This window comes from Streptomyces spororaveus (assembly GCF_016755875.1).
In the GTDB taxonomy this organism is placed as follows: domain Bacteria; phylum Actinomycetota; class Actinomycetes; order Streptomycetales; family Streptomycetaceae; genus Streptomyces; species Streptomyces spororaveus.
Genome location: NZ_BNED01000005.1, coordinates 4,857,350 through 4,870,823 on the forward strand (window position 1 = coordinate 4,857,350; position 13,474 = coordinate 4,870,823).

General features: G+C 73.1%; 8 protein-coding genes. 6 read left to right on the forward strand and 2 right to left on the reverse strand.

The annotated features are described in order from the left end of the window. Positions 1–82: 82 nt before the first annotated feature. Positions 83–1,204, reverse strand: a complete 1,122-nt coding sequence (gene serC, locus Sspor_RS24410; RefSeq protein WP_202201025.1) for a phosphoserine transaminase — start codon at positions 1,202–1,204, stop codon at positions 83–85. Between the two features lie 84 nt (positions 1,205–1,288). Between serC and Sspor_RS24415 the strand changes: the two genes are divergently transcribed. The 3 genes from Sspor_RS24415 to Sspor_RS24425 are packed head-to-tail and all read left to right on the forward strand — an operon-like array spanning position 1,289 to position 5,381. After that, complete coding sequence (locus Sspor_RS24415; protein ID WP_373318817.1) at positions 1,289–4,009, forward strand: FAD-binding and (Fe-S)-binding domain-containing protein; 2,721 nt, start codon at positions 1,289–1,291, stop codon at positions 4,007–4,009. A gap of 59 nt (positions 4,010–4,068) precedes the next feature. Continuing rightward, a complete protein-coding gene (locus Sspor_RS24420; protein ID WP_202201026.1) occupies positions 4,069–5,025 on the forward strand; it encodes an EamA family transporter in 957 nt (318 codons plus the stop codon). Next, complete coding sequence (locus tag Sspor_RS24425; protein WP_202201027.1) at positions 5,025–5,381, forward strand: DUF1801 domain-containing protein; 357 nt, start codon at positions 5,025–5,027, stop codon at positions 5,379–5,381. Before Sspor_RS24420 ends, Sspor_RS24425 begins: the two co-directional genes overlap by 1 nt. A gap of 1,907 nt (positions 5,382–7,288) precedes the next feature. On the opposite strand, the gene Sspor_RS24430 is transcribed toward Sspor_RS24425, so the two are convergent. Further along, positions 7,289–8,926 carry an alpha/beta fold hydrolase gene (locus tag Sspor_RS24430; RefSeq protein ID WP_202201028.1) on the reverse strand — a complete coding sequence of 546 codons (1,638 nt, stop codon included), beginning with the start codon at positions 8,924–8,926 and terminating at the stop codon, positions 7,289–7,291. Positions 8,927–9,289: 363 nt separating this feature from the next. Here Sspor_RS24430 and Sspor_RS24435 point away from each other — a divergent pair, with 363 nt between their 5' ends. From Sspor_RS24435 to Sspor_RS24445, 3 genes are all read left to right on the forward strand, one after another. Next, on the forward strand, positions 9,290–10,120 hold the full coding sequence (locus Sspor_RS24435) for a TIGR03084 family metal-binding protein (protein ID WP_237404002.1): 831 nt from the start codon (positions 9,290–9,292) through the stop codon (positions 10,118–10,120). Positions 10,121–10,188: 68 nt separating this feature from the next. Then, positions 10,189–11,871 carry an acyclic terpene utilization AtuA family protein gene (locus Sspor_RS24440; protein ID WP_237404363.1) on the forward strand — a complete coding sequence of 561 codons (1,683 nt, stop codon included), beginning with the start codon at positions 10,189–10,191 and terminating at the stop codon, positions 11,869–11,871. Next, positions 11,868–13,466, forward strand: coding sequence for an acyl-CoA carboxylase subunit beta (locus Sspor_RS24445; RefSeq protein ID WP_202201031.1), 1,599 nt, complete (start codon positions 11,868–11,870; stop codon positions 13,464–13,466). Before Sspor_RS24440 ends, Sspor_RS24445 begins: the two co-directional genes overlap by 4 nt. Positions 13,467–13,474: the final 8 nt, after the last annotated feature.

The following is a 13,474-nucleotide window of genomic DNA, read 5'->3' on the forward strand; positions in this document are numbered from 1 at the left end:
CCTTCGGGGTGTCCGGGGATCGCCGAAGCCCCCGGCGACCGCAGGTCACCGGGGGCTTCGCGTCGTACCGGGCGGGTGGTGGTCAGAGCTTCTCGATCACGTGGTCGATGCAGGCCGTCAGCGCCTGCACGTCCGCCGGGTCGATCGCCGGGAACATCGCGATGCGCAGCTGGTTGCGGCCGAGCTTGCGGTACGGCTCGGTGTCCACGATCCCGTTGGCGCGCAGCACCTTGGCGACGGCCGCCGCGTCGATGTCGTCCGAGAAGTCGATCGTGCCGATGACGGAGGAGCGCTTGTCGGCGTCGACGACGAACGGGGTCGCGTACTTCGACGCCTCCGCCCAGCCGTACAGGTTGCGCGCACTGGCCGCCGTACGGCCGGTGGTGAACTCCAGACCGCCCTGGCTGTTCATCCATCGCAGCTGCTGGTCCAGCAGGAAGAGGGTGGACAGCGCCGGGGTGTTGTACGTCTGGTTCTTCAGCGAGTTGTCGATCGCCGTCGGCAGCGAGAAGAACTCCGGGATGTGCCGGCTGCCGGAGGCGTGCACGCGGGCGGCACGCTCCAGGGCGGCCGGGGAGAACGCGGCCAGCCACAGGCCGCCGTCCGAGGCGAAGGACTTCTGCGGGGCGAAGTAGTAGACGTCCGTCTCGGTGATGTCCACCGGCAGACCGCCGGCACCCGAGGTCGCGTCCACCAGAACGAGGGAACCGGCGTCGGCGCCCGCGACGCGCTTGATCGGCGCGGCCACACCCGTCGAGGTCTCGTTGTGCGTGTACGCGTACACGTCCACGCCCGCCTCGGCCACCGGCTCCGGGTGCGTGCCGGGGTCGGAGGAGATCACGGACGGCGCGTCCAGCCACGGCGCGAGCTTCGCGGCCGTGGCGAACTTCGAGGAGAACTCGCCGAAGGTGAGGTGCTGGGACTTCTGCTCGATCAGACCGGCGGTCGCGATGTCCCAGAAGGCGGTGGAGCCGCCGTTGCCCAGGATCACCTCGTAGCCCTCGGGGAGGGAGAAGAGGTCCCGGAGGCCCTGGCGCACCGATCCGACCAGGTTCTTGACCGGGGCCTGGCGGTGTGAGGTTCCGAGCAGAGAGGTACCGGTGGCGGCGAGGGCGTCCAGCGCCTCGGTCCGCACCTTGGAGGGGCCCGCGCCGAAGCGTCCGTCGGCGGGCTTGATGTCAGCGGGAATCTGGATCTCAGCCACGAGCGGAGCGTATCGGGTCCCGGTCCGCGGCTCTGAGGCGCGTCCACCCGATGAGACGGTTCCGGGCGGTGGCAGGGTGGAGTGGTGACGTCACCCGGTGAACTCGAACGGACATTGCGGGAGAACCTGCGCGGGGAGGTCGACTTCGGCGCCGCCGCGCGCGCCCTGACCACCATGGACGCCTCGAACTACCGGCGCGTACCGGTGGGAGTGGTCGCCCCGCGCGACGCCGACGACGTGGCCGCCGCCCTCGCGGTGTGCGCCGCGGCCGGGGTCCCGGTCGTCCCGCGCGGCGGCGGGACCTCCATCGCGGGCCAGGCCACCGGCGTGGGCGTGGTCCTCGACCTCACCCGGCACATGAACGCCCTGGTGTCGGTGGACCCGGAGGCCCGGACCGCCGTGGTCCAGCCCGGACTCGTCCTCGACCGGCTGCGGGACGCCGTGCGCCCGCACGGCCTGACCTTCGGGCCCGACCCTTCCACGCACTCCCGCTGCACCCTCGGCGGCATGATCGGCAACAACGCGTGCGGGGCCCACTCGGTGGCCTGGGGCACCACCGCCGACAACGTCACCGAGCTGGCCGTCACGGCGTACGGGGGCACCCCACACCGCATCGGAACCGGCTGGTCAGGCGCCCCCGCGGGCCTGCGGGACCTGGTCACCGCACATCTCGGGCCGCTGCGCACCGGGATGCCGCCCGGCTTCTCGCGGCGGATCTCCGGCTACGGCGGCCTCGACGCGCTGCTGCCCGAGCGCGGGGTCCAGCTGGCACGGGCGTTCTGCGGCAGCGAAGGCACCCTCGGGGTGGTCACGGAGGCGGTGGTGCGCCTGGTGGAGGCGCCGCGCGCACCGGTGCTCGCGGTGCTCGGGTACGCCGACGAGAGCGCGGCCGCGGAGGCGGCCGCCGGACTGCTGCCGTACGGCCCGCTGACGGTGGAGGGGATGGCCGAGGACCTGGTCGGCGGTGCGGCTTCGCAGCTGCCCCGGGGCGGGGCGTGGCTGTTCGCGGAGATGCCCGACGAGGGCGCGGCGCGGGCCCTGCTGCGGGCCGCCGACGCGGTGGACCGGCTGCTGGTCACCGACCCGGCGGCGCAGCGCGCGCTGTGGCGGATCCGCGAGGACGCGGCGGGCACGGCGACACGCATGCCCGACGGGACGATGGCCTGGCCGGGATGGGAGGACTGCGCGGTGCCGCCGGCCCGACTGGGGGCGTACCTGCGGGAGTTCCGCGCCCTGCTGGCCTCCCACGGGCTGCGCGGATCCCCGTACGGGCACTTCGGGGAGGGCTGCGTGCACGTACGGATCGACTTCGACCTGGTGTCCGCGGCGGGCATCGCCCGCTTCCGGGACTTCTCCGAAGAACTGGCCGATCTCGTGGTCGCGCACGGCGGCTCCCTGTCGGGGGAGCACGGGGACGGCCAGGCCCGCGCGGAACTGCTGCCCAGGATGTACGGGGCGGACGTGGTCCGGCTCTTCGGCGCGTACAAGGACGTGTGGGACCCGGCGGGCGGCATGAACCCGGGGATGCTGGTCAGACCGGCGCGGCTGGACGAGAACCTGCGCTTCGCGGTGCTGCCCGCCACCTCGTTCGCGGGCGAGGTCGCGCGGTGCGTGGGCGTCGCGAAGTGCCGGACCACCGATCCGGGCGGCGCCTCGGTGATGTGCCCGTCGTACCGGGTCACCGGGGAGGAACGGCACTCCACACGCGGCCGGGCCCGGCTGCTGCACGAGATGCTGGCCGGGGAGATCGTCACCGACGGCTGGCGCTCGGCGGAGGTCGCCGAGGCGCTGGACCTGTGCCTGGGCTGCAAGGGCTGCCGCAGCGACTGCCCGGTGGGCGTGGACATGGCCGCGTACAAGGCGGAGTTCCTGCACCGGCACTGGTCGGGCCGGATCCGCCCGCTGTCCCACTACACGCTGGGCGGCCTCCCGGGCTGGCTGCGCCTGATCGCCCGCCTGCGGGCGGCGGGGACGGTGAACGCCGTGGCGAGGCGCGTCCCCGTACCGGGGCTGGACCGGGAGCGGGGCGGGCGCCTGCCGGAGCTGGCGCGCGAGCCGTTCACGCGGTGGTGGCGGCGGTCGGCGAAATCGGGGCCGCCGGGGCAGGGGAGGTCCGTCACCCTCTGGCCGGACACGTTCACGGAGTACCTCGCCCCCGAGACCGGGCGCGCGGCGGTCCGCGTGCTCCGGGCGGCCGGCCTGGACGTCGACGTCCCCCGCGGGGGCACGGTCTGCTGCGGCCTGACCTACGTCTCCACCGGCCGCCTCGACCGCGCCCGCACGGTCCTGCGCCGGACACTGGACGCGCTGGGCGAGGTGCCCGGGCCCGTCGTGGTCCTGGAGCCGAGCTGCGCCGCGGCCCTGCGCGCCGACCTGCCCCCCCTGCTCCCCGACGACCCCCGCGCCGCCCGCCTCGCGGCTGCGGTGCGGACCTTCGCCGAGACCCTGGAGGAGTACGCCCCGCACTGGCGGCCGCCCCGCCTGGACCGGGAGGTCGTCGGCCAGACCCACTGCCACCAGCACGCGGTGCTCGGGGACGGCCCCGACCGGCGGCTGCGGGAGCGGGCCGGGCTGGTGGGCGAGCTCAGCGGCGGCTGCTGCGGCCTCGCGGGGAACTTCGGCTTCGAGCCCGGACACCACGAGGTGTCGGTGGCCTGCGCGGAGGAACAGCTGCTCCCGTCCCTGCGGACCGCTCCGCCGGGCACGGCGATCCAGGCGGACGGATTCTCGTGCCGCACGCAGATCGCCCAGCTCGGCGGAGCCCGGGCCCGTCACCTGGCGGAACTCCTGGCCGAGGGGCTGTGAGACAGGCCTGTAAGGCAAGACATGCGACAACACCCCTTACCTAGCCTTAGTCTGGATAAATGCCCGCACCTTCCTCTTCGACTCCGACGACCCCGACGGCCCCCGTCACCACTACGACCCCGCCGCCGACCAAGGGTTCCGGTTCCGGCTCCGCGTCCGGGCTCGGCCCCGTCGCGCTGGTGATCTCGGCGGGGATCTCGGTCCAGTTCGGCGCCGCCCTCGCGGTCATGATCATGCCGAGGGCGGGCGCCGCGGGCGTGGTCACCCTGCGCCTCGCGGCCGCCGCGATCGTGCTGCTGCTCCTGTGCCGCCCGAAGGTGCGCGGCTACTCCCGTTCCGACTGGGGCACCGTGCTCGCCTTCGGCGTCGCCATGGCCGGAATGAACGGCCTCTTCTACCAGGCCATCGACCGGATCCCGCTCGGCCCGGCCGTCACCCTGGAGGTCCTCGGCCCGCTCGTCCTCTCCGTCGTCGTCTCCCGGCGCCTGGTCAACCTCCTGTGGGCCGGCCTCGCGCTCGGCGGCGTCGTCCTGCTGTCCGGGCACGGCGGGGGCGGCCTCGGCTTCGGCTCCCTCGACCCGCTCGGCGCGGCCTACGCGCTCGGAGCGGGCGCGATGTGGGCGGCGTACATCGTGTTCAGCGCACGGACGGGCCGCCGCTTCCCGCAGGCGGACGGACTCGCTCTGGCGATGGCCGTGGCCGCGGTCATCTCGCTGCCGCTGGGCATCGCCGAAGCGGGCTCGGACCTGCTGGTCCCGAGCACCCTCGCCCTCGGCGTGGGCGTGGCCGTCCTCTCCTCGGTCCTCCCGTACACCCTGGAACTGCTCGCACTGCGGCGGATGCCGGCCCCGACCTTCGCGATCCTGATGAGCCTGGAGCCGGCCATCGCCGCCACCGCGGGCTTCCTCGTCCTGAACCAGGCCATGTCCGCCCTGGACGCCCTGGCCATCGCCCTCGTCATCGCGGCCAGCATGGGCGCGGTCCGCTCGCAGATCCGCAAGAAGGCAACCGCCTGATGGACGTCGCCACCTACCTGGCCGCGGTCCCGGAGACCCGCCGCGAGGCCCTCGTACGCCTGCGGGCGCTGTGCCTGGAGGAACTCACCGGGTTCGAGGAGCGGATCGCGTACGGGATGCCGGTGTACGTGCGGGCGGGCGGGACCGACGGCGAGATCGCCTGGGCGAACCAGAAGCAGTACATCTCCTTCTACCTGCTGCGCACGGACGTCCGCGACGCCTTCGCGGACCGCCTGGCCGCCCACGACATGGGCAAGGCATGCCTCCGCTTCCGCAACCCCGCCAAGGTCGACTTCGACCTCCTGCGCGACCTCCTGCGCGCGACGGCCCGGGCGGGGCGCGGCGAGGCCTGCTGAGGGGGTACGCATCCCGCCGGCCCCGCGGCGGCGGGGCGGTGCGCTGCGGGGCGGGGCCGCTGGGTGGTGGGGGGGGGCTTCGGTGTGCGGGAGCTTCAGGCGGCCGGAACCGGGAAGCGGGGCGGCGGCGCTGGAGGGCGGGAGCCGCTCGGGCGGAGTCGGGTGGTGGGGCGGTGGCTTCGGTGTGCGGGAGCTTCAGGCGGCCGGAACCGGGAAGCGGGGCGGCGGCGCTGGAGGGCGGGAGCCGCTCGGGCGGAGTCGGGTGGTGGGGCGGTGGCTGCGGAGGGCGGGAGCGAGGTGGGCGGGGTCGGGTGGTGGGGCGGGGGCTGCGGAGGGGCTGTTCCGCTGGGGCGGTGGTCAGTGATGTGTATGGGGGTTTCCCGTCAGTCTCATCGTCTCTCCGTGTCGGGCCGGTCCCTCAAGGGCGCTCCTTCGTCGCGTCGCTTCGCGATGGCCTTGCGGCCACCCTTGACCGACCGTCCCGCCCCGGAAATCCGAAGACTGCCGAGAAGCCCCCAAAAGAACGAGCCGGGCACTCAAGACAGGGACGGGGCGGCCAGAGACCCCCTGCCCGGTCCCGGGTGGGCACGCTCCCGAGACGGGGCCCATGACAGTCGCCGCCCGGGTCGGGGAGGCGCGTCCAATCGCTACGCGCTCCTCATCTCTCGGCGTCCGACGACCGTCTTGGGTTGGACATAGGCCGCCCACCACCCCCAGCGACTCCCCAGTCTCAGCGTCCGACGACCGTCTTGGGTTGGACATAGGCCGCCCACCACCCCCACTGACTCCCCGGTCTCAGCGTCCGACGACCGTCTTGGGTTGGACATAGGCCGCCCACCACCCCCACTGACTCCCCGGTCTCAGCGTCCGACGACCGTCTTGGGTTGGACATAGGCCGCCCACCATCCCCAGCGACTCCCCAGTCTCGGCGTCCGATGACCGTCTTGGGCTGGGCATGGGCTGCCCACCACTCACGGGTCTCTCGATGACGGCGTCCGACGACCGTCTGTGGCTGGTCATGAGCCGCCCACGCCCGTTGGGGGGCTCCCTTTTGGCGGCGGTCGGCGGTCGGCGAGCCCGCCCAGGCGCATGAGGGTCCTTTTTGGCTGCGTCTGGCCGTCGTTCGGGGTGAAAAGGCGTGGGACTGCGGCTATTTCGTCGTGGATGCAGGTCAGCGCATGTGGGTGGCCCAGAAGGCCGCCAGTTTGCCCTAATTGCCCTCGTTTGGGGGTGGGTTTGTGGTGTTGTGCTCGCGTTGACCCGGTTCCACGACGGAATAGGCGAGGTACCGGCCGTCAGTCCCTCTCAGCGGCTCTCTTCAGCACCAAACCGGCCGCCGGACGCAGGCCCGAAGAAGCACATCGGTCGTGGGCGGCTTATGAGCAGCCCCGGCCGGTCGTCGGACGCAGGTCGAGCGCCGGATTTGAGGCTGTGGGCGGCCTATGTCCAGCCCAGGACGGTCGTCGGACGCTGAGACGTGGGGAGCGCGTAGCGATGTGGTGCGCTTCCCCCGGTCCGGGCTGGGGTCTGGATGGGCCCCGTCTGTCGGGTGTCCCCGGCCCCCGTCCGGGCAGGGGGTCTCTGGCTACCCCGTCCTTCAAAGCCTGGACCGGCTCGTTCTTTTGGGGGCTTCTCGGCAGTCTTCGGATATCCGGGGCGGGACGGTCGGTCAAGGGTGGCCGTCAGGCCATCGCGTAGCGACGCGACGACGAAGGAGGAGCGCCCTTGAGGGACCGGCACGACACGGAGAGACGATGAGACTGACGGGAAACCCCCATACACATCACTGACCACCGCCCGAGCGAAACCGCCCTTCCGTAGCCACCGCCCCACCACCCGACCCCGCCCGCCCGGCTCCCGCCCCCCGCCCGGGCCGACGCGGGCGTACGGGCCCACGGGCCCATGGGTCAGCCGAGGGGGAGGTCCAGGTAGGACGGGGTGGCCTCGGGGGAGGTGAAGTCCAGGGTCGCGCGGGGGTGGTTGGCGTCGCCGTAGAACGGGTCGCGGGCGTCGATCACCAGCATCAGCCGGTTGCCGCGCGGCACGTCGTACGCCGTGGCCTGGAGCTCGATGTCCGCGCTGATCAGACTGTCGGGCGGGGAGTCGAGGTCGGTGTACGGGGCGTGCGTGATGATGTGGGCCGTGCCGTCGGGGGCCGTGTCGAGGAGGTACGCGACGAAGGTGGACCCGGGGTTCGCCGCCCGGTACGTCACCCGCAGCCGCGGTATGCCGCGCAGCCGGGTGGTCTCCCCGGCCGGGTCCGCGGTCCATACGGCGGCGACGGTGCGGTCGATGTCCTGGGTGCGGTAGATCTTCGGGCGGCCGGCGATCTCCGCGTAGCCGGACCGCACCACCGCGTCGGCGACGGTCGCCGGGGTGTCCATCCCGCACAGCACGGTCGACGTCCAGCCGGCCTGCGGTTCGTCGCCGAGTTCGCCGTCGTCCGTCAGGTGCAGCCGTTCCAGGCGTTCGGTGAGGGAGGGCCAGGTGGGGCGGGGTTCGAGGGTCTTGCTCCACATGACCTCGCCGAGTACCTGCCCCTCGGCGCCGATGCCGTTGTCGATGTCCCTGAGGTGGTGGTCGAGCCACCGGTGGGCGTCCGTCCAGATCCGGTTGGGCAGGCCGAGCATGCCCGTCATCTCCGGGCCGGAGTGGTCCCCGATGGAGACGGCGAGGCGTTTGGGGCCGGTCAGTTCGTTGAACATCTTCAGCGTCTGGTTGGGCGGGAAGAGCGTCTCGTGCCAGGCGTGCGAGAAGAAGACCGGCACCTGGCGGCGGTTGAGCTCTTTGATGTGGCTGAAGGGGGACCGCGTCTCCGCCCAGCGCAGGGTGCCCTGGACGTCGCGGTTGGCGAGGACGTTGTCGAAGACGCTCTGCGTCTGCGGGCTCAGCCGGGCCTTCGCGGCCGCGTCGAGCAGGGCCCGTACGGCCGCGATGTGCCGGGTGGAGTTCTCGTAGAAGGCCTCTCCGAGGTCGCCCCAGGTGCTGAGCGCGACGACGGCGTCGACGCGGGTGTCGTGCGCGGCGACGAGCTGGCCGATGCCGGAGCCGTACGAGTCCCCGAGGAAGCCGATCTTCGTCACCGGGCCGGAGCTGCGCTCGACGAGGTGCTCCAGGGCCCGGCTGCCGTCGGCGACGTCGAGCGGGCCCGCCACGTCGACCTGGCCCTCGGAGCCGCCGAAGCCGCGGGCGGAGTAGGCGAGGACGTTGTAGCCGCGGGCGGCGAAGAGGGAGGCCTGGACGGCGTACGGGAGCCAGCCGAGGCTGGTCCACGGCGAGGGCATGATGATCGCGGGGCGCGGCTGGGTGCCGGTGTGCCGCCAGAGCGCGGCGTCGAGGAGGTCCCCGTCGGCGCCGGTGACCTTGCCGCGGGTGAAGACGGCGACCGAGCGGACCTCGGCGATCTCGGCGGCGCGGGCGGGGGCGAGGCCGGTGACGTCGCCGCTCTCCAGGGCGGTGACGAAGGCGGTGAGGGCGGTCGTGTCGAGTTCGGGATAGAGCGAGAAGGGAGTGCGGGAGAAGGGGGTACGGGCGGCTGGAGTCACGTCGGTCCATCCTCTTCATCGTCTTCGACGTCTGCGTCGTCTTTGACGGCGTTCGTCGTCTTCGTCGAGTGACAGGAACGTGTGCGCCCGCCCGGGCCCGGAGCGGAACGTTCAGTATCGACGGGACATCCAGTGACGTATCGCGAGTTTCCGGCTTACGGCCTGAATCGCCCCCTCCGTTCCCGCGGGCCGCCGTGCGGCGGGACCTGCGGCCCGTATGCGGGCGCGGCAACTGGCGTTCCCCCGGGGCGGTTTGGTCCGGGTGGCGGGAAGACGTCGCCACCGAAGAAAATCATGCAAGCATGCTTGATTGTTTTGGTGGGTGCTGCCAGTCTTCCCCTCACGCCGAGAGGGGAGCACACCGTGCCCGATCCGTCCGCCGTCGACGCAGCCGTCGCCGTCTTCGCAGATCTGCGCGAGGAGGGCCGCGAACTGGACTCCCTGGTAGGGGATTTGGGCATTCCCGACTGGGCCCGGCCCACCCCCGCACCCGGTTGGACCATCGCCCACCAGATCGCCCACCTGCACTGGACCGACCGGGCCTCACTGCTCTCCCTCACCGACGCCACCGGCTTCGGCCACATGGTCGAGCAGGCCCTGAAGGCCCCCGACACGTTCGTCGACGAAGGCGCGCGCGAGGGCGCGGAGCTGGCCCCCGACGAGCTGCTCGCCCGCTGGCGCAGCACGCGCGCGGCCCTCGACCAGGCGCTGGCCGCGGCCTCGCCCGACACCCGCTTCCCCTGGTACGGGCCGCCGATGAAGGCCGCCTCGATGGCCAGCGCGCGGCTGATGGAGACCTGGGCGCACGGCCAGGACGTCGCCGACGCGCTCGGCGTGCGCCGTATCCCGACCGCGCGGCTGCGGCACGTGGCGCGGATCGGCGTACGGGCCCGCGACTACGCCTACGCCGTACGCGGACTGCCCGCGCCCGCCGAGGAGTTCCGGGTGGAGCTGACGGCACCCGACGGCCCGCAGGTGTGGACGTACGGCCCGCCGGAGGCCCCGCAGCGGATCACCGGCCCGGCGCTCGACTTCTGCCTCCTGGTGACCCAGCGGGCCCACCGCGCCGACCTGGCCCTGACCGCGACCGGCCCCGACGCCGACCGCTGGCTGGACATCGCCCAGGCCTTCGCCGGCCCGGCGGGGGCGGGCCGGGAGCCTGGGGCGGGCCGGGAGCCGGGGGCCGCGCGGTGACCCGGCGCCCGCTCCGCATCGGCAACGCCTCGGGCTTCTACGGGGACCGCTTCGACGCCCTGCGCGAGATGCTGACCGGCGGCCCGCTGGACGTGCTGACCGGCGACTACCTCGCCGAGCTGACCATGCTGATCCTCGGCCGCGACCGCCTGAAGAACCCCGACCTCGGCTACGCCAAGACCTTCCTGCGCCAGCTGGAGGAGGGCCTCGGGCTCGCCCACGAGCGGGGCGTACGCATCGTCGCGAACGCCGGCGGTCTCAATCCGGCCGGACTCGCCGACGCCGTACGGGCCCTGGCGGCGAAGGCGGGCGTCCCCGTGCGGGTCGCGCACGTCGAGGGAGACGACCTCACCGCGCGGGTGGACGGTGCGCTGACGGCCAACGCCTACCTGGGGGGCGCCGGGATCGCGGCCTGCCTGCGGGCGGGGGCCGACGTGGTGGTGACCGGCCGGGTCACGGACGCGGCCCTGGTCAGCGGCCCGGCTGCCTGGTGGTTCGACTGGGCCCCGGACGACTACGACAGGCTGGCGGGTGCGGTGGCCGCGGGCCACGTCCTGGAGTGCGGCACCCAGGCCACCGGCGGCAACTACTCCTTCTTCGCCCGGCACGACGTCCGCCGCCCCGGCTTCCCGCTGGCCGAGATCTCCGAGGACGGCTCGGCGGTCATCACCAAACACCCCGGCACGGGCGGAGCCGTCACCACCGGCACCGTCACCGCCCAACTCCTCTACGAGACCCAGGGCGTGCGCTACCTCGGCCCGGACGTGACCACCCGCCTGGACACCGTCCGGCTCACCGACGAGGGCGCCGACCGCGTCCGCATCGACGGCGTGCGCGGGGAGGCCCCGCCGCCTACCCTCAAGGTCGGCGTCACCCGGATCGGCGGCTGGCGCAACGAGGTCGTCTTCGTCCTGACCGGCCTGGACATCGAGGCCAAGGCGGACCTCGTCCGCACCCAGCTCGCCGAGGCGCTGGAGGGCGTGGCCGACACCACATGGACCCTGGCCCGTACCGACCACGAGGACCCCGACACCCAGGAGACGGCCGGCGCGCTGCTGCGGCTCGTGGTCCGCGACCCGTCCCCGGACCGGGTGGGCCGCGGCCTGACCTCGACCGCGATCGAACTGGCCCTCGGCAGCTACCCGGGCTTCCACGTCAGCGCCCCACCCGGCGCGGCCCAGCCCTACGGCGTCTTCGCCTCGACCTCCGCCCCCGCAGCGGACGCCGCCCACACCGCAGTCCTCCCGGACGGCACCCGCGTCCCGATTCCCGCCCCGGCCCCTCCGGCCGCCCCGGCCCCGCCGGCCCCGCCTGCATGTGAGGCGCGGGGGTCCGGGGGCACAGCCCCCGAGGGGGTCGGCGGCGCAGCCCCCGCCGGGTCCGGGGCGGAGCCCCGGGAGACCGTCCGCGCGCCCCTCGGGGCCATCGCCGGGGCCCGCAGCGGCGACAAGGGCGGCGACGCCAATGTCGGCGTCTGGACCGAGTCCGCCCCCGCATGGGCCTGGCTCCGCGCCACCCTGACCGTGGACCGCTTCCAGGCCCTGCTCCCCGAGACCCGCGGCCTCGCCGTACAGCGGCACGAACTGCCCAACCTCCGCGCCCTGAACTTCACCGTCAACGGCATCCTCGGCGACGGCGTCGCCTCCGGCCACCGCTTCGACCCCCAGGCCAAGGCCCTCGGCGAATGGCTCCGCGCCCGCCACCTCGACATCCCCGTCGCCCTCCTCCCGGCCCCGGAGGCCACCTCATGACCCGCCTCGGCACCACCGTCGACCCGCACGCCCCCGAGCACACCCGCGCCCGTACGGCCGCACTGGAGCGCCTCGCCGCCCTCGACACCGAGCACGCCAAGGCCCTGCAGGGCGGCGGAGAGAAGTACACGGCCCGCCACCAGGCCCGCGGCAAGCTCCTGGCGCGCGAGCGCGTCGAGCTGCTCCTGGACCCCGACACCCCGTTCCTGGAGCTGTCCCCGCTCGCCGCCTGGGGCAGCGACTACCCCGTCGGAGCCTCCATGGTCACCGGCATCGGCACCGTCGAAGGCGTCGAATGCCTGGTCACCGCCAACGACCCCACGGTCCGCGGCGGCGCCTCCAACCCGTGGACCCTCAAGAAGGCGCTGCGGGCCAACGAGATCGCCCGGCAGAACCGCCTCCCCGTCATCAGCCTCGTGGAGTCCGGCGGTGCCGACCTGCCCTCCCAGAAGGAGATCTTCATCCCGGGCGGCGCGATCTTCCGCGACCTCACCCGGCTCTCGGCCGAGGGCGTCCCGACCGTCGCGGTCGTCTTCGGCAACTCCACCGCCGGAGGCGCGTACATCCCCGGCATGTCCGACCACACCATCATGATCAAGGACCGTTCCAAGGTGTTCCTCGGCGGTCCGCCCCTGGTCAAGATGGCCACCGGCGAGGAGAGCGACGACGAGTCCCTCGGCGGCGCCGACATGCACGCCCGCACCTCCGGACTCGCCGACTACTACGCCCTCGACGAGTACGACGCCATCCGCCAGGCCCGCCGCGTCGTGGCCCGCCTGAACCACCGCAAGCCCCACCAGGACCCGCCGAAGGCCGAGGAACCCCTCCACGACCCCGAGGAGCTCCTCGGCATCGTCCCGCCCGACCTCAAGACCCCCTTCGACCCGCGCGAGGTCATCGCCCGGATCGTCGACGCCTCCGACTTCGACGAGTTCAAGCCCCTCTACGGCCCCAGCCTCGTCACCGGCTGGGCCACCCTGCACGGCTACCCGGTCGGCATCCTCGCCAACGCGCAGGGCGTGCTGTTCAGCGCCGAGTCCCAGAAGGCCGCCCAGTTCATCCAGCTCGCCAACCAGCGCGACATCCCCCTCCTCTTCCTCCACAACACCACCGGCTACATGGTCGGCAAGGAGTACGAGCAGGGAGGCATCATCAAGCACGGCTCGATGATGATCAACGCCGTCTCCAACTCGAAGGTCCCGCACCTGTCCGTACTCATCGGAGCCAGCTACGGCGCCGGCCACTACGGCATGTGCGGCCGCGCCTACGAGCCCCGCTTCCTCTTCGCCTGGCCCAGCGCCAAATCCGCCGTCATGGGACCCCACCAGCTGGCCGGCGTGCTCTCCATCGTGTCCCGGCAGTCCGCCGCCGCCAAGGGACAGCCCTACGACGAGGAGGCCGACGCCGGGATGCGCGCCTTCGTCGAAGCGCAGATCGAGTCCGAGTCCCTGCCGATGTTCCTGTCCGGACGGATCTACGACGACGGAGTCATCGACCCGCGCGACACCCGTACCGTCCTCGGCCTGTGCCTGTCGGCCGTCCACAACGCCCCCGTCGAGGGCGCCCGTGGCGGCTTCGGCGTCTTCCGGATGTGAGCCCGCAC

Bases quoted from the DNA above. Each gene is read 5' to 3' on its own strand.
- Sspor_RS24420 (WP_202201026.1), top strand. From the start codon at position 4,069: ATGCCCGCACCTTCCTCTTCGACTCCGACGACCCCGACGGCCCCCGTC.
- Sspor_RS24445 (WP_202201031.1), top strand. From the start codon at position 11,868: ATGACCCGCCTCGGCACCACCGTCGACCCGCACGCCCCCGAGCACACC.
- Sspor_RS24440 (WP_237404363.1), top strand. From the start codon at position 10,189: ATGCTGACCGGCGGCCCGCTGGACGTGCTGACCGGCGACTACCTCGCC.
- Sspor_RS24425 (WP_202201027.1), top strand. From the start codon at position 5,025: ATGGACGTCGCCACCTACCTGGCCGCGGTCCCGGAGACCCGCCGCGAG.